Annotated in this window: 18 protein-coding genes and 1 pseudogene; 17 read left to right on the top strand and 2 right to left on the bottom strand. The window is 67.7% G+C overall.

The window, feature by feature from the left end:
• Positions 1 to 56: 56 nt before the first annotated feature.
• Positions 57 to 659 (bottom strand): hypothetical protein, encoded by a 603-nt coding sequence (locus HL658_RS21700; protein ID WP_180287658.1) that lies wholly within the window; start codon positions 657 to 659, stop codon positions 57 to 59.
• 301 nt (positions 660 to 960) lie between these two features.
• Complete coding sequence (locus HL658_RS21695) at positions 961 to 1536, bottom strand: PRC-barrel domain-containing protein (RefSeq protein ID WP_180283173.1); 576 nt, start codon at positions 1534 to 1536, stop codon at positions 961 to 963.
• Between the two features lie 170 nt (positions 1537 to 1706).
• On the opposite strand from HL658_RS21695, the gene HL658_RS21690 reads away from it, so the two are divergent.
• From HL658_RS21690 to HL658_RS21620, 17 genes and pseudogenes are all read left to right on the top strand, one after another.
• Positions 1707 to 2420, top strand: coding sequence for a response regulator (locus HL658_RS21690; protein ID WP_180283174.1), 714 nt, complete (start codon positions 1707 to 1709; stop codon positions 2418 to 2420).
• On the top strand, positions 2417 to 3754 hold the full coding sequence (locus HL658_RS21685; protein ID WP_180283175.1) for an ATP-binding protein: 1338 nt from the start codon (positions 2417 to 2419) through the stop codon (positions 3752 to 3754). Before HL658_RS21690 ends, HL658_RS21685 begins: the two co-directional genes overlap by 4 nt.
• A gap of 198 nt (positions 3755 to 3952) precedes the next feature.
• Positions 3953 to 4357, top strand: a pseudogene (locus HL658_RS38240) (RNA polymerase sigma factor); the annotation flags it as partial.
• A 629-nt stretch (positions 4358 to 4986) separates the two neighbouring features.
• A complete protein-coding gene (locus HL658_RS21675) occupies positions 4987 to 6051 on the top strand; it encodes a glycosyltransferase (protein WP_343055257.1) in 1065 nt (354 codons plus the stop codon).
• A 5-nt stretch (positions 6052 to 6056) separates the two neighbouring features.
• A complete protein-coding gene (locus tag HL658_RS21670) occupies positions 6057 to 6770 on the top strand; it encodes a class I SAM-dependent methyltransferase (protein ID WP_180283177.1) in 714 nt (237 codons plus the stop codon).
• Positions 6767 to 7195: a GtrA family protein gene (locus HL658_RS21665; protein WP_180283178.1), complete on the top strand. Its 429-nt coding sequence runs from the start codon at positions 6767 to 6769 to the stop codon at positions 7193 to 7195. The genes HL658_RS21670 and HL658_RS21665 overlap by 4 nt, the downstream gene beginning before the upstream one ends.
• A gap of 162 nt (positions 7196 to 7357) precedes the next feature.
• Entirely contained in the window at positions 7358 to 9481 is a 2124-nt protein-coding gene (locus HL658_RS21660) for a glycosyltransferase family protein (RefSeq protein WP_180283179.1), read from the top strand.
• Positions 9482 to 9572: 91 nt separating this feature from the next.
• A complete protein-coding gene (locus HL658_RS37850; RefSeq protein WP_281378841.1) occupies positions 9573 to 9695 on the top strand; it encodes a hypothetical protein in 123 nt (40 codons plus the stop codon).
• 336 nt (positions 9696 to 10031) lie between these two features.
• The gene (locus HL658_RS38310) at positions 10032 to 10118 is read left to right on the top strand and encodes a small membrane protein YohP (RefSeq protein ID WP_484463071.1); all 87 of its coding nucleotides are present in this window, start codon (positions 10032 to 10034) and stop codon (positions 10116 to 10118) included.
• A 60-nt stretch (positions 10119 to 10178) separates the two neighbouring features.
• Positions 10179 to 11000 (top strand): IS5 family transposase, encoded by an 822-nt coding sequence (locus HL658_RS21655; RefSeq protein ID WP_180283180.1) that lies wholly within the window; start codon positions 10179 to 10181, stop codon positions 10998 to 11000.
• Between the two features lie 401 nt (positions 11001 to 11401).
• Complete coding sequence (locus HL658_RS21650) at positions 11402 to 12409, top strand: 2-dehydropantoate 2-reductase (protein ID WP_180283181.1); 1008 nt, start codon at positions 11402 to 11404, stop codon at positions 12407 to 12409.
• A gap of 282 nt (positions 12410 to 12691) precedes the next feature.
• A complete protein-coding gene (locus HL658_RS21645) occupies positions 12692 to 13381 on the top strand; it encodes a GntR family transcriptional regulator (protein ID WP_246337775.1) in 690 nt (229 codons plus the stop codon).
• A gap of 44 nt (positions 13382 to 13425) precedes the next feature.
• The gene (oxc, locus tag HL658_RS21640) at positions 13426 to 15186 is read left to right on the top strand and encodes an oxalyl-CoA decarboxylase (protein ID WP_180283182.1); all 1761 of its coding nucleotides are present in this window, start codon (positions 13426 to 13428) and stop codon (positions 15184 to 15186) included.
• A gap of 92 nt (positions 15187 to 15278) precedes the next feature.
• Positions 15279 to 16559 carry a formyl-CoA transferase gene (gene frc, locus HL658_RS21635; protein WP_180283183.1) on the top strand — a complete coding sequence of 427 codons (1281 nt, stop codon included), beginning with the start codon at positions 15279 to 15281 and terminating at the stop codon, positions 16557 to 16559.
• A gap of 155 nt (positions 16560 to 16714) precedes the next feature.
• Positions 16715 to 18868, top strand: a complete 2154-nt coding sequence (locus HL658_RS21630; RefSeq protein ID WP_211109812.1) for an acetate--CoA ligase family protein — start codon at positions 16715 to 16717, stop codon at positions 18866 to 18868.
• 144 nt (positions 18869 to 19012) lie between these two features.
• A complete protein-coding gene (gene sucC, locus HL658_RS21625; protein WP_180283185.1) occupies positions 19013 to 20212 on the top strand; it encodes an ADP-forming succinate--CoA ligase subunit beta in 1200 nt (399 codons plus the stop codon).
• Positions 20212 to 20679 (top strand): succinate--CoA ligase subunit alpha (locus HL658_RS21620; protein WP_425485359.1); only part of this gene is annotated, 468 nt, incomplete at its 3' end. The genes sucC and HL658_RS21620, both read left to right, overlap by 1 nt.

Below are 20679 nucleotides of genomic sequence, written 5' to 3'. Positions count from 1 at the left end.
CCGAACTCGGCCTGGAAGATCGTGTTCCCCGATATGCCCTTCGGCCCCCCGGTGCCTCACCGCGCTCCCGTCGTGGTCCGCGGCAGCCGTGCGAAGCCGTCGGGGAACAGGGCCTTCGCCGCGTCGGCGATCAGGAAGCGGAAGGAAAGCTGGTCCGGCGTCACCCGGCCCGCCGATCGCATCGTCGTCGTGCGCAGCGCCACATCGTCCACGCACAGCGCGCCGGTGAGGCCCACGGCGCTGTGGAGGCCCCGGAAATCGGGCGGCGGCGGAGCTGCCTCGGAACGGGAGCCGGCCTTGCACAGGTCGGTTTCGACCGGCTGCGCCGGATCGTGGAAGGAGATCACCACCGTGTACTCCCGCTCCGGCTCGTAAGCGGGATGCCTTGCGAAGTTCCTGCCCGGGTCGAGCAGTTCCTCCGGCATCGCGGCGGCCACCGAGCCGGCGAAGCTTTCCGGTGCCACCCCGTCCATGCCGCCGAAAATCATGACCGCAAGGTTGCTGCCGTCCGGCCTCAGGCGCACGCCCTCGGCCCATGCCGGAAGGGCCGAAACCGTGCCGGTCGAGACGATCAGGGCCGCAAACCACGTTTTTCCGCGCATAGCCATAGTCCCTGAAAAGGTTCGGTCGTCACCCTGAACCCGACACGCGCCATCCATGATCCCTCATGCGCGCCCGGAACACACCGCGTTCGACCGAGTTCTGCATGCGGGCATGCCGTCCTGCATGCTCCCGTCCACGACACGACCAGGAGATTCGTCATGCCTCTGCTTCTTTGGCTGCTCGGTGTGCCCGGCATCATCGTCATCCTGCTGTGGATCACCGGCATCATCGGCTTCTGATCCCGGAGCGGATCGGCACCCGGCTTCACCGAAACCCGGAACAGCGCGATCGCTTCGCCCCGCAGGGCGATGCCCTGAAGGGGAAGCGATCGGACCGTCCGGCGTGCTCCGGTGGAGGTCAACGGGCCGGGGTGCTGCCGGCGGCACCCGGAGCCGGCGGGGCGTCCGGCGTTGCGGACGGGGCGGCGCCATCGGCCGGCGCCGCGCCGCTGCCGGTGCGGGACCGGTTGAGGGACGTCATGCCGTCCTCGTACTGGAACTCCGCCATGTTCCGGACGTCGTCCCGCGACAGGCTGGACACATGCAGGTCGTCGTCGTCCGGCCGGCTCTGCACCAGGTTGAAATCGATGGCGACCTGCTTCTCGTTCATGCCGAGGAAGCCGCCACGCGCGAGCACCAGTTTCCGCGCCTGTCCGTCCGGCCCGAGGATGACGTCCTCGACCTCGCCCAGCTTCTCGTCGTCCCGGCCGATGACGTCCTTGCCCATCAGCCGGTCGACACTCGCCATGCCGCCTCGCACGTTGTCCTCCGTACCGGTGGACCGCTGCGTGCCGGCGGTGCCGGGGCCGGTCATCGTCGCCGACGGGGAGGCATCGTTCGCGGCGTTCCCGGTCCGGGGTGCCGGGGATTGCGCCCAGGCGGCGCTGGACATCAGCGCGATGGCGGCGGCGGCTCCGATCAATCGGATGGTCATGTTGAAACTCCTTGCTGAAGAAGGGGCTGCCATGAGCCCCCGCCCTCCGAACTCGCCGCGGGCGGGATTGTTTCCATGGTTTCTTGCGGCCCGCCCACCCGCGGGGAACCTCCGCCATCGTGGCTCTTTATGTCTGGAGAGAGTTTCGAACCGAAGCCCGCGCCCCGGCCATGAACGCAGCACCGCACATCCTGGTCGTCGATGACCATGCCGAGATCCGGGATCTGCTCGGACGCTTCCTGCGCCAGCACGGCTTCCGGGCCACCGGTGTTCCGGACGGCCAGGGGATGCGCGCCGCCCTGGCGTCCGCCACCGTCGATCTGGTGGTCCTCGACCTGATGTTGCCCGGCGAGAGCGGGCTCGACCTGTGCCGGGAACTGCGGGGCTCGTCGTCCTTGCCCGTCATCATGCTGACCGCCATGGGCGAGGAGACCGACCGGATCGTCGGGCTGGAGGTCGGCGCCGACGACTATGTCCCGAAGCCGTTCAACGCGCGCGAGCTTCTGGCGCGCATCCGTGCCGTCCTGCGACGAACCGCCGACCGGCCCGCGGCCGGCCCGCAGGGCAACGCCCTGGTGTTCGCCGGCTGGCGCCTCGACCTCGTCCGCCGGGATCTCACGTCGCCCGACGGCGTGGCGGTCGATCTGACATCCGGCGAGTACGATCTGTTGCTGGCCTTCGCCGAGAATCCGCAGACCGTGCTGAGCCGGGACCGCCTGCTCGAACTCTCGCACAACCGGGTGTTCACCGCCTACGACCGCAGCATCGACGTCCAGGTCAGCCGGCTGCGCCGCAAGATCGAGGACGAATCGCGCCCGGACCCGCTCATCAAGACCATCCGGGGGGTGGGCTACATGCTCACGGTTCCGGTCGGGCGGCCATGAGGCGCCTGGTTCCCGACACCCTGGTCGGCCGCACCCTGGCCATCATCTTCCTGGCGCTGCTGGCCTCCCAGTTCGTCAGTTCCCTGGTCTACCGCGCGAACGCGCCAGACAGCACCGCCACCCGGCGCGAACCGGGCTTGGCCGAGCGGATCGCCATCGTCCGCCGGTCCATCGCCGACGAGCCGCCGGAGCGGCGCCAATCGGCGGCGGCGGCGTTGTCCGGACGCATCGTCCGGGTGCAGTGGAGCATCACGCCCTTCGTGACGGCGCCCGCCGACGAAACGCTGCTGGCGCTCGAGAAGCGGCTTCGCGGTCTGCAGCCCGAGCTTGCCGCCGGCGAGTTGCACGCGACCTACGCCGGGGCCAAGGACTCGCCGCCCGACAATCCCCTGGATCATGCGCTGCTGCTCTCCGCCAGGATCGAGGACGGCAGCTGGGTCAATTTCGTCGTGGTTCCACCGGAAAAGCCGCCGCTGTTCAGCGCGCGTTTCATCATGGCGATCATGGCGATGAGCGCGGCCACGCTCGCCATGTCGATCCTCCTGGCGTGGACGCTGACCAAGCCGTTCCGGGATCTTGAACGCGCCAGCCTGCGCCTCGGCGTCGATACCGCCGCGCCGGGGCTGCCGGTCACCGGCCCCCGCGAGGTCCGGAACACCACCCGCGCCTTCAACGAGATGCAGGACCGGATCCGCCGCCTGATCGCCGACCGCACCCAGATGCTGGCGGCGATCAGTCACGACCTGCGCAACCCGATCACGACCCTGCGCCTGCGCTCCGAGTTCGTGGAGGACGACGCGCTGCGGGAGAAGATCGTCGCCGACCTCGACGAGATGGAAGAGATGGTGTCGGCCACACTCGCCTTCATGCGCGACGATTTCCACGAGGAGGAGGCGCGCGTGACCGACATCGCGACCATCCTGGAGTCGGTCTGCGACATGTTGACCGACCTGGGCAAGGACGTGTGCTGCGAGGTGTCGGCGGCACCTCTGCGCTGCCGCCCGCTGTCGCTCAAGCGGGCCTTCCGTAACCTCATCGACAACGCGGTGAAGCATGGCCGGTGCGTCGAGGTGCGGCTGTCGGCCGAAGCCTCGCATTACCGGGTCGAGGTGATGGACGACGGCCCCGGCCTGCCGGAGTCCGAGCTGGAGGCGGTGTTCGCGCCCTTCTACCGGCGCGACCAGGCGCGCAGCCGGCACACCGGCGGCTTCGGGCTGGGGCTCACGGTCGCACGGGCGATCATCCGCTCGCACGGCGGCGACGTCGCGCTGGGCAACCGGCGCGAGGGCGGCCTCCAAGCCACCGTCACCCTGCCGCGAACGCCGGCCGTCTGACCAGCGCCCACATTTCCCGATTGTTACGAGATGTTTCCGAAGTCGCCGCCCGCGAGACGACGGCGAACGCGGTCGGTTGTTTCGACTGGATACCCATACGGAACGGAACATCGCACGGTGAATTCGCTGTGATCCGTATCATTTTGCTTTCTTACGCCACAAACCAATGACTGATTACAGCCGATTTTGGAGCACATCATGAGTTTTTCATTTGATCGTGATCTCGTCTCTTGTCTTCCGGATCTCGGAAGGTTTGCACGCCGCCTGCCCGGGAGTCCGGCACAGGCCGACGACCTCGTTCAGGATTGCCTAGAACGCGCTCTGCGCCACCGCGGGCGCTTCGAGCCGGGCACGAACCTGAAGGCCTGGCTGTGCACGATCATGAAGAACCTTCACTTCACAGCATACGGGCGCGAGCGCCGAATGCCCTGCACCGAACTGGTGGAGGACGCCGTCACCACCGGGCCGCAGCAGGAATGGCGGATCATGCTGCGCGAGGTTGGCGACGCCATCGAAGGGCTGCCGCCGGAACAGCGGCAGATGGTGGAGATGGTGTGCATCGATGGCGCCACCTACGAGGAGGCGTCCGCTGCCCAGGGCATCGTCATGGGGACGGTCCGTTCGCGACTGAGCCGCGCCCGCGCCGGGCTGCGTTCCGCCCTCGAGTCCGGACGTTCTCCAGCCGAGCGGGCCGGCCGTGCACGGCATCGCGCATCGGTGGAGAATCCTGCACGAACGGGCAATCCGAATGATGCGGAGCGCGTCACAGGGCACCATCGGCCGCCTGATGAACGGATTGCGGCAGCACACGCATGCGGCGCATCCGGAGGCGGGAACGGCCCGGCGCGATCCCTGTCATTCCGCACCTCCCCGACGAGCCACGCCCGTTGTGACGTCGGCGAGGCTGGGCTTCCGGTCCGCACCGGGTCCGTGCCCGTACAAATCCGCACGGGCGGCACCAGACATTGCCTGGAACAACGCGCCCTTCCGGCAATCAAATCCGCCGTTCGGCCGTCCATGACCGGAGACGCGTCGGAGCGCACCGCCCGCAACGCCGCCCCCGGCCTCCTCCGCCCCAGCGGCATGGACGCGCGGCGATGGGCCATGCGCACCGGCACCGGTCGGGGAGGCCGCCAGATCGGCAATCGGATCGGACGAGGGGCCGATACGCGAAGCGCCACGGACACCGCGCCCAGTCGACATAGCGCCGCCGAACATGCGCTCCAACAGCCGTGCCCATTGTTACCGGCGTATCGGAAACATTGCCGGATCACCGGCACCCGGTATCGCAGCAGGTTGGGCACCGGCCCATTCACCGGCCAATGGATGGGACAGCCATGCGCATCGCAGTCATCATTCCGGTCTTCAACGACTGGGATTCCTTCATCATCCTGGTCCGGGAACTGGACCGGGTGTTTGCGGGAATCAACGCGGCGGTCGAGGTCTTCCCGATCGACGACGGCTCCACCGAGCCGATCCCGTTCCCGGCCAAGCCCATCGACGACCTGTGCAACGTGGATCGCGTCGAACTGCTGAGCCTCGTGTGCAACCTCGGGCACCAGCGGGCCATCGCCACCGCGCTCACCGAGGCTTACCGGCGGCAGGTTTTCGACATCGTCTGCGTGATGGACGGCGATGGCGAGGACCGGCCGAAGGATCTCGTCTCCCTGATCCGGGAACACCTCTCCTATCCCGACCACGTGATCGTCGCCCGCCGCTGTGAACGGTCGGAAGGTCCGGCGTTCCAAGCTTTCTACACCGTCTACAAGATGGCCTTCGCCGTGCTCACCGGCAGGCGGATCGACTTCGGCAACTTCTGCGTGATCCCGGCGAAAGCGCTGGAACGCGTGGTCCATTTTCCCGATGTCTGGAATCATCTGGCGGCGGCCCTCGTCAAATCGCGCCTGCCGATCCGCAAAGTGGAACTGCCCCGCGGCAACCGGTACGCCGGCCGGTCGAAGATGAGCCTGATCGCGTTGGTGACGCACGGCCTGAGCGCGGTGTCCACCTTCAGCGACGCGGTGTTCGTGAGGCTTCTCCTGATGTCCCTCGGCATGGCGGGCATGGTCGCGGTGGGCCTGCTCGGCGTGATGGCCGTGCGGCTGTTCACCGAACTGGCGGTTCCCGGCTGGGCCTCCACCGTGTCGGGGCTACTGTTCATCCTGCTGGTCCAGGCGGTGATGTTCTCGGTGGTCGCGGCCTTCCTGACCCTCGCCGGCCGGTCGGCCCCGGGCATGGTTCCGGCGTCCGATGCGCTCCGCTTCATCCGCGAGCGCACCGTGCTCGCCGGGAGTTAGCATTCATGGACACCACGACCATTGTCTACGCCGGCTCCGAGCTGGAACTGTTCCGCGCCGCCACCCGATGGAAGGAGTATTGGTCCGCCTGCCTGCGCCCCTACGTGTCAGGCCGGGTGCTGGAGGTCGGTGCCGGCATCGGCGGCACCACCGGGGTGCTCGCGACGGGGCGGGAGGACGAGTGGGTGTGCCTTGAGCCGGACCCCGCACTGGCAAGCCGGCTGCGCGCGGCGGCCGAGGCGGGCCGGCTGCCGCGGACCTGCCGGGTGCGGACGGGAACGCTGACCGACGTCGCCGCCTCGGACCGCTTCGACACGATCCTGTACATCGACGTGCTGGAGCACATCGAGGACGACCGGGCGGAGTTGGCGCGCGCCGCGGCCCATTTGGCGCCGGGCGGGCACCTCGTCGTGCTGGCGCCCGCCCACAGCTTTCTGTTCACGCCGTTCGATCAGGCGATCGGCCATTTCCGGCGCTACGACCGGGCCTCGCTGCTCGGGCTGGAACCGCCCGGGTTGCGGGTGGCGGCCGCCTTCTACCTGGACAGCGTCGGCATGCTGGCCTCCCTCGGGAACCGGCTGCTGCTGCGATCCGGCATGCCGACCGAAGGGCAGATCAGGCTGTGGGACCGGGCGATGGTGCCCTTGTCCCGTCGCCTCGACCCGCTGCTCCGCCGCTCGGTCGGCAAGACCGTGGTGACGGTCTGGGAAGCGCCGTGAGGTGGCCGGGCCGCATCGGGGGAACCGGGGAGCGCGGTCCCCTGTCGCTCGGCAGCGCGATCCGCTTCGGGCTTGTCGGCGCCTGCGCGACCCTGATCTACCTTCTTCTCAGCATCGGGCTCGGGAGCGACGGGACGGGCATCCCCCCGGCCGCGGCGAACGTCGTCGCGATCCTGACGGCGCTCGCCGTCTCCTACGTCGGCCACCACCGGTTCACATTCGGATTGCGCGGTGGCCACGACGTCCACCTCGGTCGCTTCGCGGCCACATCCGCCGTCCTGCTGACGTTGAGCACGCTGCTGACCGTCGTCCTCACCGACCTGGCGCATGTCGACCACCGGATGGCGGCGTTCGCGGTGGCGATCGGCTATCCGCCGGCGAGCTATCTCGCGAACGCGCTCTGGAGCTTCCGCGCGCGGGGGTGAACGGCGTCCGTCCATCGGGGAAGACCGGAAGAACTCCTCCGGGATCGGGGCAACCGAACGAAAGGAACCCGCTGGCGGGCCATGGCACAGCAGGAAACGATCATGATCCCGGCCGAAGCCGGTCGCGACGCGCCGCGGCGAACGGCCCTGGCGATCGCCGCGGTGCTGCTCGCCGTGGTGGGCGGGGGCATCGCCGAACTCACGGAACCCGGTTTCTTCTTCCGTGACGACATGCAGCATTATTTCATGCCGATGTTCATGGAGATCGGCAGGCAGCTGGCAGACGGCTCCTGGCCCTCGATCAGTCTCCGCAGCTGGTTCGGGGGCAATCTCGTCGGCGAGTATCAATACGCCCTCTACAACCCGGTATCCCTGCTGCTGTACTGGGTCATCCACCGGATCCCCGATCCGGCGAAGGCCGCGTTCCTGTTCTCGGTGTTCCACCTGGCCCTGGGGGCGCTTGGAACCTTCTTCCTGGCACGGACCGCGGGGCTGCGTGACGATCTGGCGCTCGCCGCGTCCGTGACGGTCGCAACCAACAGCTTCGTGGTGTACTGGTTCGCCTCATCGTGGGTATCGCACCTGGTCGCCTTCGCCTGGTCGACCTGGGCGATGTTCTTCCTGCTCAAGGTCGCCACGAACCCCCGCTACGCGGTTCCGGCGGTCGCCGCCATCCACCTGACCCTGACCTCCGGCTTCCCACAGGCCGCCGTCGCGCTTTCGGTCTGGGGCGGCGTGCTCGCCGGGGAGCGGTGGTGCAGGACCAGGAGTCCGGCCCCGGTCGTCGCGCTGGCGGTGTGCGCCCTGTCCGGTATTCTGGTCTCGCTGCCCGCCATCCTTCCGGTGGCCGCCTTCGTCGAAGGCTCGGCACGCCCCGAAGGAGTGTCCAACACCGGCTTCAACACGGCCCTGCTTGGCGATCTCCTGAAATTCTCCTTTCCCTCGCACGTCGGCCTGCTCAACACCTATGGGGGCTTCCGGCCGGTCACCCCGCCGATCTACCTGACCGCCTGGTTCGCCCTGCCCGTTCTCGTGACGGCGCTGGCGGTGCGGCACCAGCCGTCCGCCGGCCCGCGCTGGTCGCCCCTGCTGCTGCCGCTCATCGCGGCGGTCTGTTTCGGCGTGCTGGCCCAGGGGCCCGACCAGCTCGGCCCGTTCCGCTATCCGTTCCGGTTCCTGCCCTGGTTCCATGTCTGCGTGACGCTCGCCTGCCTGGCCGTGCTGGACCGCACCCTCAGATCAGCCGGGTCCAAGGCGGGGCCGGGCATGCCTCTGCTCCTGGCTGCGGCGGCGGTCGGCATTTTCGGCCTGTCGGTGCAGCAGCAGCCCGACCTCTGGCGCGTCCATGCCGTCTTCCTCGCCCTCCAGCTCGCGTTCTCGCTGCTGCTGCCGATGGTGATCCGGCGGCATGGCGGTGCGACGGGCGCCTTCCTGGTCGCGACCTCCCTGTGCGTCGTTGCCGCGACCCATCTTGTCTGGCCCCACACCAACGTCCTCGGCAAGATCCATCTGCCCGAACACGGCGCGATGGACGCGGGCGGCGGCGACCCGCGGATGTTGTCGATCCAGCTGGCCGGGTATGTGGACCGCGAGAGTGCCGACGCCATGGAAGAGGCGGTGTCCGGCAACACGTTCCTGCTCCAGGGCGGTGCGATGATCAACGGGTACTCGCCGATCATGCCGAAGGGCTTGGCGGAGCGGCTGTGCATGGGGCTGTTCGGCTGGACATGCCCGGATGCCGCGGCCAACCTGTTCCGGCCGGATCCGGAAACCGGCATGGACCTGGCGGATCTGGCCCGGCTCGGCCGGATCATGGTCCAGCGGGGAGACGACCTCGACGCTTTCCGGGCCCACAAGCCGGATCGGTGGGCGGCGACCGGGGAGGGGCGCTCCATGGTGGAGTTCCGGCGTCGCGCTCCGCTTCCATCGCATGGCGGATACGTCTCATGGTTGCCGCCCGGCGTCACGGTGGAAAGTACGGTGTCCGTCACCGACAAGCAGGAGGTGCATCGGCTGCGGGCCGGATCGTCCTGGCGTGGCGGGCGGCTGGTCCTCGCCCGCGCGGCCTATCCGGGTTACCGGGCCGAACTGGACGGTCGCCCGCTGCCGGTCGAGGCTCATCTCGGCGTTCTGGTGTCGGTGGTTCTGCCCGCCGACACCTCTGGCGAGCTTCGCGTCTGGTTCGAGCCTCCGGGCCAAGCAGCGGGCCGGCTTGCCGCAGGCGCAGGCCTGGTCCTGCTGGCAGCCTGGCTCATGTCGGTGAGGTTGAAAGGCCGCAGGCTGTGATCGGGATGCCCATCGCCGCCCGGTTGCGTCATCGGCTCGTTCCGCGGATTGCCGGCGTTGCAGCGGCGGCGTTGTCGGCCGCGTGCACGGAATGGACGGAATCCGCAAGGCGGCCGCAAGCGCCGCTTCCGTCCCGGCCGTCCGCGTGATGGGCGCGGTGGTGCTGTTCATCGGATGGGCGGCGGACGCAATCAACGACTTGGCCGAAGGGTGACGTTCGTGCTCCTCGATATGCACGGCTTCGGGCCGGCCCGATCTTTGGCCGGAACCTAATCCCGTGGCCCGAGTTGCCCCAACTAGGTCAGCCGAACATCGGCCCTGCCAGGGCTGGCCGGACCCACCGACAATCAGAGGACCGTCATGGACGAGGATCGAATGAAAGGCGCCGCGACCAACGCCAAGGGTGGCGCCCGGAGCACCATCGGCAGAGCCAAGGATACGATGCGCGACAAGCTCGGTCGCTGACCGGCACCGTTCCCCGACGTACACATGATCGGACAAGCGCAAGCCCGGATTCGCATGCGCCCGTCCGGCTTCGACAGGAGGTTCCATGCTGAAGTTTCTCGGCGGCACCATCGGTGTCATCTTTCTCATCGGCCTGCTGGTCGTGATCGGCCTGTTCGCCTTGATCTTCTGAGTGCCTGTTCGGGAATTGGCGGATGGTGGCATAGATGGGCTCGGCTCCCACCAATAGGTGATGTGGACGAAAGACCATCGTGAACGTCAGAAGCGGTTCGAACGGCAGCGCTATCCGACGGATTTGAGTGACGCGGAATGGGCCGGCATCGAGCCTCTGCTACCGCCTCCGTCCCGGCGCGGCCGGAAGGCCGCAGTGGACATGCGGGAGGTTCTGAACGCGTTGCGTTATCTGGCGCGGTCGGGTTGCGGGTGGCGTCTGCTGCCGATCCATTTCCCGCCCTGGCCGACGGTGTATTGGTGGTTCCGCAAGCTGCTGCAGCGCTTCCTGTTCCGGACGATCCACGACATCATGGTGATGATCGATGGGGAGTTGCAGGGCCGCGAGGCCAGCCCGAGCGCGGGCGTGCTGGACAGCCAGACGGTCAAGGCGCCCAATGCGCCCGGCGGCGGCGGATATGACGCCGGCAAGAAGACCAAGGGGCGCAAGCGGCAGATCGCGGTGGACACCGACGGGCATCTGCTCATGCTCAACCTGACCACCGCCGACGTTCAGGACGCCGCCGGGGCCGAACTCATTGCCAAGGCGATCCGCAAACGCTGGCCGTGGCTCAAGCACTTCTTCGCTGACGGAGCCTGTGCCCGCGGCAAGCTCGCCAGCCTGGCCGCCTATCAGGACTTCGCCCGCGAGGTCGTGCGCAAGATGGCCGACCAGAAGGGCTTCCAGGTGTTGCCGCGGCGCTGGGTCGTCGAACGGACCCTCGGATGGATGATGCAATGGCGCCGCCTCGTCCGCGACTACGAAAGGTGCTGTGACGCGTCAGGCGGCATGACCTATCTCACCATGGGTGCACTCATGCTCCGAAGAATCGCCCACCCCTGATTTCTCAAACGGGCGCTAAATACCTCATTTCATACTTTCTGGAACTGTTTCTAGCCGAGCAGGCCATATTCATTGATGCAAATTTAGACACCTATTCGTCAAACTATTTTAAGGTCGACACTTGCTCGCAAAGAAATTGACACGGAATACTAAAAATTCCATAAAGTAACTTAATTTTTTCTCCGGCGTCCAGAAGATAACACCTTAACCCTATGGACCATTATTTGATTGAGCATAAATTCTGCCGGGTCCTTCCACATGGCGGAAAGAGTTGCCCCCGATTGGCCGTTGACAGCTTGGTATATGGTATACCAGACTAATCATCATCGCCAGCCGGTATCGGCGCGGGCCATGCGCGTCGCGGCCCTTCCGGCCCGGCGGTACGGAAACGGGGGGAAACGATGAAAATCTGCATCTTCGGGTCTGGGGCCATCGGTGGCTACATGGGCATCCGCCTGCATCAGGCGGGGGCCGACGTCAGCCTGATCGCGCGCGGGGCGCATCTGGCGGCGATGCGCGAGAACGGGGTGACGCTGATCGCCGGCGAGGATCGGCAGGTCGTGCGCCCCCGCTGCACCGACAACCCGGCCGAACTCGGTCCGCAGGATTACGTGATCATCGCGCTGAAGGCGCATTCGGTGCCGGGTGCGGTGGAGTCCATGCGCCCGCTGCTGGGTCCGGACACCGCGGTGGTCACCGCCGTCAACGGCATCCCCTACTGGTACTTCCACAAGCATGGCGGCGAGGTCGAAGGCCGCACACTGGAGACCATCGACCCCGGTGCCGTGCAATGGCGCGGGCTGGGGCCGGAGCGCGCCATCGGCTGCGTCGTCTACCCCGCCACCGAGGTGGTGGAGCCCGGCGTGATCCAGCATGTCTACGGCGACAAGTTCCCGCTGGGCGAGCCGGACGGCAGTCTGTCCCCGCGGGTGACCGCGCTGTCGCGCATGATGGAGGCCGGCGGCCTGCGCGCGCCCGTCCTTGAGAAGATCCGCGACGAGATCTGGCTGAAGCTGTGGGGCAACCTGTGCTTCAACCCGATCAGCGCGCTGACCCACGCCACGCTCGACGTGATCTGCGGCGATCCGGAGGTGCGCGCGGTGGCCAAGGCGATGATGCTGGAGGCCAAGGCCATCGGCGACCGTCTCGGCGTCGGCTTCCGCGTCGATGTGGAGCGGCGCATCAACGGTGCCGGTGCGGTCGGCGCCCACAAGACCTCGATGCTCCAGGATCTGGAGCGCGGCCGGCCGATGGAGATCGACGCGCTGCTGTCGGTCGTGCAGGAGATGGGCCGCATGGTCGGCCTGCCCACCCCCACCATCGATGTGGTGCTCGGCTTGACCCGCCTGCGCGCCGAGGTCGCCGGCCTTTACAGCCGTCTGCCGGTCGCGGTTCCCGCCGCGGCGTGACACCCCGCCGCTCTCCCGCATGGGAGAGCGGCGTCGCTGCCGATTATTACATGCCACTTCCCTAGTCCGCCGGCGGGTGACTGCCGGCGGCGTATGGCTTTGACTGCGCAATACTCGGAAATGCGTTTTCACCAATCAATTCGTTGATCGCACAAAAGCGCTTGCGGGCATTTGGCATCTGGTATACGGTATCAGTCATCCAATCCGGCGCCACAAGCCGGACGCGCAAACGACGGCCCTCACGGGATATCCCACGGGTCGTCTTGCAGGGTCGGGAACGCCATGAATCGTCTGAGCTTCGAGGTCCAGCGCCTGGACCAGGGCATGAGCTTCAAGGCCAAGGCCTATCAGGCGTTGCGCCACGCCATCACGCAGATGGACATCTACGGCCACACCGAGGAGATCCGTCTCGACGAACGCCAGCTCTGCGAGGCGCTGGGCGTCAGCCGCACCCCCGTCCGCGAGGCCATGGCGCTGCTGGAGCAGGAGGGTTTCATCCGCTCCCAGCCGCGGCGCGGCGTTCTGGTGGTGCGCAAGACCAAGACCGAGATCATCGAGATGATCATGGTCTGCGCAGCGCTGGAAGGCATGGCGGCGCGGCTGGTGGTGGAGCGGGCGTCGGACGAGGAGCTCCAGGCGATCATCGACACCTTCGCCAGCTTCAAGGCAGACGAGCTGACGGCGCACATTCCCGAATATTCCGACGCCAACGTCAGCTTCCACCAGAAGGTCGTCCAGGCGTCGGGCTGCGCGCTGATCAGCGAGATCACCGACCGCTTCTTCATCCACATGCGCGCCATCCGGCGCGCCACGATGCAGACCGGCGATCGCGCGGACCAGTCCATCCACGAACACGGTGAGATCATCCGGGCCTTCCAGCAGCGCGATCCGGATCTGGCCGAGCGCAGCATGCGCAACCACACGCTCGGTCTCGCGCATTACGTCGAAAAACACTGCGATTTTCTCGACTGACCGATTCGAACCCCAAAAGAAACCCCCGGGGAGGAGTTTCCCTTATGTCAGCCGCGACAATGCTCAAGAATCAGGCGCCCGCCGCAGCCGAGGCGGAGGAACCGGCGCTCACCGACGGCTTCCAGCTCGTCATCGACGCGCTGAAGCTGAACGGCATCAGCAACCTCTACGCCGTGCCCGGCATTCCCATCTCGGACCTGCTGCGCATGGCGCAGGCCGAGGGCATGCGGGTCATCTCCTTCCGGCACGAGCAGAACGCCGGCAACGCCGCCGCCATCGCCGGTTTCCTCACCAGGAAGCCGGGCGTCGCCATCACCGTGTCGGCGCCGGGGTTCCTCAACGGCCTGACGGCGCTGGCCAACGCCACCACCAACTGCTTCCCGATGATCCTCATCTCCGGCTCGTCGGAGCGGGAGATCGTCGATCTCCAGCAGGGCGACTACGAGGAGATGGACCAGCTCGCCATCGCCAAGCCGCTCTGCAAGGCCGCCTTCCGCGTGCTGCACGCCTGCGACATCGGCATCGGCATCGCGCGCGCCATCCGCGCCGCGGTCTCCGGCCGGCCGGGGGGCGTCTATCTCGACCTGCCCGCCAAGCTGTTCTCGCAGGTGATGGACGCGGCCGAGGGCAAGCGCTCGCTGGTCGAGGTCATCGACCCGGCCCCGGCGCAGCTCCCCGCCCCGTCGGCGGTGGCCCGCGCGCTGGACGTGCTGAAGGGCGCCAAGCGCCCGCTGGTCATCCTTGGCAAGGGGGCCGCCTACGCCCAGGCCGACGACGAGATCAAGGCCTTCATCGAGAAGAGCGGCCTGCCCTTCCTGCAGATGAGCATGGCCAAGGGCCTGCTGCCCGACACCCACCCGCAGTCGGCGGGGGCCGCGCGCTCCCACGTGCTGAAGGAGTCGGACGTGGTGCTGCTGGTCGGCGCGCGGCTGAACTGGCTGCTGTCGCACGGCAAGGGCAAGAGCTGGGGCGAGCCCGGCAGCAAGAAGTTCATCCAGATCGACATCGAGCCGAAGGAGATGGACAGCAACGTCGAGATCGTCGCCCCCGTGGTCGGCGACATCGGCTCCTGCATCGCCGCCCTGCTGGCCGGCATCGACAAGGGCTGGACGCCGCCGCCGCAGGACTGGACGGCCGGCATCGCCGCCAAGCGCGACGGCAACGTCGCCAAGATGGCGCCGAAGCTGATGAGCAACGCGGTGCCGATGAACTTCCACGGCGCACTCGGCGCGCTCCGCCGCGTGGTGCAGGAACGGCCCGACGCCATCCTGGTGAACGAGGGCGCCAACACGCTCGACCTCGCCCGCGGCATCATCGACATGCACAAGCCGCGCAAGCGGCTGGACGTCGGCACCTGGGGCGTGATGGGCATCGGAATGGGCTATGCGGTCGCCGCGGCGGTCGAGACCGGCCTGCCCGTGCTGGCGGTGGAGGGCGACAGCGCCTTCGGCTTCTCCGGCATGGAGGTGGAGACCATCTGCCGCTACCGGCTGCCGGTCACCATCGTGATCTTCAACAACAACGGCATCTACCGCGGCACCGACGTCAACCCGACCGGCGGCGAGGACGCCTCGCCCATGGTCTTCGTGCCGGGTGCCCGTTACGACAAGATGATGGAAGCCTTCGGCGGCGTCGGCATGCACGTCACCTCGCCCGACGAGCTGTACCGCGCGGTCAGCGAGGCCATGGACAGCGGCAAGCCGACCCTGATCAACGCCGTCATCGACCCCGCCGCCGGCACCGAGAGCGGCAACATCGGCAGCCTCAACCCGACCAGCGCCGTCCGCAAGAAGCCGGCGGCCTGACGACCGACACCGGGCGGCCCGCCGCTGGACGCGGGCCGCCGCTACCCGAGACACACGGGGACACCCCCCACGCGAGCCCCTGGGAGGATTGGATGGGCAAGGCACTCGAAGGCGTGCGAATTCTGGATTTCACCCATGTGCAGTCGGGTCCGACCTGCACGCAGCTCCTGGCCTGGTTCGGCGCCGACGTGATCAAGGTGGAGCGCCCCGGCGAGGGCGACATCACGCGCGGCCAGCTCCGCGACGTCCCCGACGCGGACAGCCTCTATTTCACCATGCTGAACCACAACAAGCGGTCCATCACCATCGACACCAAGAACCCCAAGGGCAAGGAGGTTCTGGAAGAGCTGGTGAAGATCTGCGACGTGCTGGTGGAGAACTTCGCCCCCGGCGTGCTCGACCGCATGGGGCTGACCTGGGAGCGCATCCAGTCGCTGAACCCGCGGATGGTGGTCGCCTCGGTGAAGGGCTTCGGCCCCGGCCCCTACGAGGACTGCAAGGTCTATGAGAACGTCGCCCAGTGCGCGGGCGGTGCGGCCTCCACCACCGGCTTCGACGACGGCCCGCCGCTGGTCACCGGCGCCCAGATCGGCGACAGCGGCACCGGCCTGCATCTGGCGCTCGGCATCGTCACGGCGCTCTACCAGCGCAACAGCACCGGCCGCGGCCAGAAGGTGCTGGCGGCCATGCAGGACGGCGTGCTGAACCTGTGCCGGGTCAAGCTGCGCGACCAGCAGCGCCTGGCCCACGGGCCCCTGAAGGAATACCCGCAATACCCGAACGGCGAGTTCGGCGAGGCGGTGCCGCGCGCCGGCAACGCGTCGGGCGGCGGCCAGCCGGGCTGGATCCTGAAGTGCAAGGGCTGGGAGACCGATCCCAACGCCTACATCTACTTCATCACCCAGGCGCCGGTGTGGGCCAAGATCTGCGAGGTGATCGGCAAGCCGGAGTGGGTCACCGATCCCGACTACGCCACCCCGGTCGCCCGCCTGCCGCGCCTGATGTCGATCTTCGCCACCATCGAGGAATGGACGAAGACCAAGACCAAGTTCGAGGCGATGGACATCCTCAACAAGTACGACATCCCCTGCGGTCCCATCCTGTCGATGAAGGAGATCGCCGAGGAGCCGTCGTTGCGCGCCACCGGCACGGTGGTCGAGGTGGACCACCCCACCCGCGGCAAGTACCTGTCGGTCGGCAACCCGATCAAGCTGTCGGACAGCCCGACCGAGGTGACCCGCTCGCCGCTGCTGGGTGAGCACACCGAGGAGATCCTGGCCCAGGTGCTGAAGTTCTCGCCGGACCAGATCGCCGAGATCCGCGGCACCGGTGCGCTCGGCAAGGAGCAGCCGCGGCTGGCCGCAGCCGAATAACGCACTGACGAGCGGCGGCCGGTCGATCCACCCCCGGCCGCCGCCCGCGATCACCCCGATTTCCACATCACCGGGACGCCGACGCGTCCGCCGGACGCCCCGTAACGCGCCGTCCGCAAGCCAACGGCGGCCCATCAGAAGGCGAGGGAATGACCATGAGCGTTGCATACGCGGAACCGAACCAGAGCCCGCAGGACGTTGTCCGCCAGCTTCTCGACACGGCGAAGGCCGAGGGCCGCAGCTCCCTGACCGCCCCGGAAGCCAAGCAGCTCTGCGACCTGTATGAAATCCCGGTCCCGCAGGAAGGGCTGGCCAAGACCGCCGACGAGGCCGTGAAGCTGGCCCAGGGCATGGGCTTCCCGGTCGTGCTCAAGATCGTGTCGCCGCAGATCCTGCACAAGACCGAGGCCGGCGGCGTCATCGTCGGCGTCACCACGGCCGAGGACGTGAAGGCCGGCTTCGACACGATCATGACCCGCGCCAAGGCCTACGACGCCTCGGCGGAGCTGATCGGCGTGCAGGTCCAGCAGATGCTGAAGGGCGGCACCGAGGTCATCGTCGGCTCGATCACCGACCCCAGCTTCGGCAAGCTGGTCGCCTTCGGGCTCGGCGGCGTGCTGGTGGAGGTGCTGAAGGACATCACCTTCCGCCTGGCCCCGGTCACCAAGGAGGTCGCGCTGTCCATGCTGGACGGCATCCAGGCGGCCGAGATGCTGAAGGGCGTGCGCGGCGGCAAGCCGGTGGACCGTGACGCGCTCGCCAACGTGATCGTCAACGTCTCCCGCCTCGTCAACGACGTGCCGGAGATCGTCGAGCTCGACCTGAACCCGGTCTTCGCCCGCGAGGACGGCGCCACCGCCGCCGACGTGCGCGTGGTGCTGGACTTCGAGGCGAAGACCGCGCGCTACCGCCCGAACGAGGAGCAGATCCTCGCCAAGATGAACCGCATCATGCAGCCCGATGCCGTCGCCGTGATCGGCGCCTCGGCCGAGGACGGCAAGATCGGCAACTCGGTGATGAAGAACCTGATCAACGGCGGCTACAAGGGCGGCATCTACCCGATCCACCCGAAGGCCGACGAGATCCTGGGCTACAAGGCCTACAAGAGCGTCAAGGACGTGCCCGGCACCGTGGACGTGGCGGTCTTCGCCATCCCGGCGAAGTTCGTGGCCGGTGCGCTGACCGAGGTCGGCGAGAAGGGCATCCCCGGTGCGGTGCTGATCCCGTCCGGCTTCGCCGAGACCGGCAACGTCGAGGGCCAGGAGGAGCTGGTCGCCATCGCGCGGAAGTACGACATCCGCCTGATGGGGCCGAACATCTACGGCTTCTACTACACGCCGAAGAACCTCTGCGCCACCTTCTGCACGCCGTTCGACGTGAAGGGCAAGGCCGCCCTGTCGTCGCAGTCCGGCGGCATCGGCATGGCGATCATCGGCTTCAGCCGCTCCACCAAGATGGGCGTGTCGGCCATCGTCGGTCTCGGCAACAAGTCGGACATCGACGAGGACGATCTGCTCACCTTCTTCGAGCATGACGACAACACCCAGGTCATCGCCATCCATTGCGAGGATCTGAAGGACGGCCGCGCCTTCGCCGAGGCCGCCAAGCGGGTGTCGCAGAAGAAGCCCGTCGTGGTGCTGAAGGCCGGCCGCACCTCGCTGGGCGCGCGGGCCGCCAGCTCCCACACCGGGGCGCTCGCCGGCAACGACAAGATCTACGAGGACGTCCTGAAGCAGAGCGGCGTCGTGCGCGCCCGCAGCCTGCAGGATCTGCTGCAGTTCGCCCGCGGCATTCCGGTCCTGCCGACGCCCAAGGGCGAGAACGTCGTCATCATCACGGGTGCGGGCGGCTCCGGCGTGCTGCTGTCAGACGCCTGCGCCGACAACGGCCTGTCGCTGATGGCGATGCCGGCGGACCTCGACGCCGCCTTCCGCAAGTTCATCCCGCCCTTCGGCGCCGCCGGCAACCCGGTGGACATCACCGGCGGCGAGCCGCCCGTCACCTACCAGAACACCATCCGGCTGGGGCTCGAGGACGAGCGCATCCACGCCCTGATCCTCGGCTATTGGCACACCATCATCACCCCGCCGATGGTCTTCGCGAACAAGGTCATCGAGGTGGTCAACGAGATGAAGGCGAAGGGCATCCACAAGCCGGTCGTCGCCTCGCTCGCCGGTGACGTGCAGGTCGAGGAGGCCTCCGACTTCCTCTACCAGAACGGTGTCGTCGCCTACCCCTACAACACCGAGACCCCGGTCGCGGTGCTCGGCGCCAAGTACAAGTGGGCCCGCGCGGCCGGTCTTCTGTAACCCTCACCCAAGGCCCCTCCCCCGTCGCCGGATGGGGGAGGATGGGAGGGGGCCGATTGCGGAAACGCCGCCGACGGATGCTGAAGCCGTCGCGCCGGCCCCCACCCCAACATGCGAAAGTCCCAAGGGAGGGACACAAAACCCATGAACATCCACGAGTATCAGGCAAAAGCCCTGCTCAAGACCTACGGCGTCGCGGTGCCCCGCGGCGGCGTCGCCCACACGGCGGACGAGGCGGAGACGGTGGCGCGCGAGCTGGGCGGCCCGGTGTGGGTCGTGAAGTCGCAGATCCACGCTGGCGGCCGCGGCGCCGGGCGCTTCAAGGACAACCCCGAGGGCAAGGGCGGCGTCCGCGTCGTCAAGTCGGTGGAGGATGTGGCCGCCAACGCCGCCCAGATGCTGGGCCATGTTCTGGTCACCAAGCAGACGGGGCCGGCGGGCAAGGAGGTCAAGCGCGTCTACATCGAGGAAGGTGCGGACATCAAGCGCGAACTGTACCTGGGCCTGCTCATCGACCGCGCGACCGGCCGGGTCACCATCATCGCCTCCACCGAAGGCGGCATGGAGATCGAGGAGGTCGCCCACAACACGCCCGAGAAGATCATCAAGGTCGCCATCGACCCGATCACCGGCGTGCAGGGCTACCACACCCGCAAGATCGCCTTCGGCCTGAAGCTGGAGGGCAAGCAGATCGGCGCCGCGGCGAAGTTCATCACCGCCGCCTACAAGGCCTTCGTCGAGCTGGACTGCTCGATCGTCGAGATCAACCCGCTGATCGTCACCGGGGCCGGCGATGTGATCGCGCTCGATGCCAAGATGGCTTTCGACGACAACGCACTGTTCCGCCACAAGGAGGTCGCCGCACTCCGCGACGAGTCCGAGGAGGACCCGGCGGAGACGGAAGCCGCCAGGCACGACCTGAACTACGTGAAGCTGGACGGCAACATCGGCTGCATGGTGAACGGGGCGGGCCTCGCCATGGCGACGATGGACATCATCAAGCTGTATGGCGGCGAGCCGGCCAACTTCCTGGATGTCGGCGGCGGTGCGACGAAGGAGCGGGTGACCGCGGCCTTCAAGCTGATCCTGTCCGATCCGAACGTCGAGGGCATCCTGGTCAACATCTTCGGCGGCATCATGCGCTGCGACGTGATCGCCGAGGGCGTCGTCGCCGCCGCGCGCGAGGTGTCCCTGCACGTGCCGCTGGTGGTCCGGCTGGAGGGCACCAACGTGGCGCTTGGCAAGAAGATCCTGGCCGAATCCGGCCTTCCCATCCTGTCGGCCGACAATCTGGCCGACGCCGCGCAGAAGATCACCCGCGCCGTGGTGAAGGAGGCCGCCTGATGTCCGTCCTGATCAATTCCGAAACCAAGGTCATCTGCCAGGGCTTCACCGGCGCGCAGGGCACCTTCCACTCCGAGCAGGCGATCGCCTACGGCACCCGGATGGTCGGCGGCGTAACCCCCGGCAAGGGCGGCAGCACGCATCTCGACCTCCCCATCTTCGACACGGTGGCGGACGCCGTCGCCAAGACCGGCGCCAACGCCAGCGTGATCTACGTGCCGCCGCCGTTTGCGGCGGACGCGATCCTGGAAGCCATCGACGCCGAGATCCCGCTGGTGGTGTGCATCACCGAGGGCATCCCGGTGCTCGACATGGTGCGGGTGAAGCGCGCGCTGGGGTCGTCGGGCACGCGGCTGATCGGGCCGAACTGCCCCGGCATCATCACGCCGGACGAGTGCAAGATCGGCATCATGCCGGGCCACATCCACAAGCGAGGCAAGATCGGCATCGTGTCGCGCTCGGGCACG

It is taken from the genome of Azospirillum oleiclasticum (genome assembly GCF_013423485.1).
GTDB classification, from domain to species: domain Bacteria; phylum Pseudomonadota; class Alphaproteobacteria; order Azospirillales; family Azospirillaceae; genus Azospirillum; species Azospirillum oleiclasticum.
The sequence above is the reverse complement of the archived record's forward strand: the minus strand, read 5'-3'. Positions and strand labels throughout refer to the sequence as shown.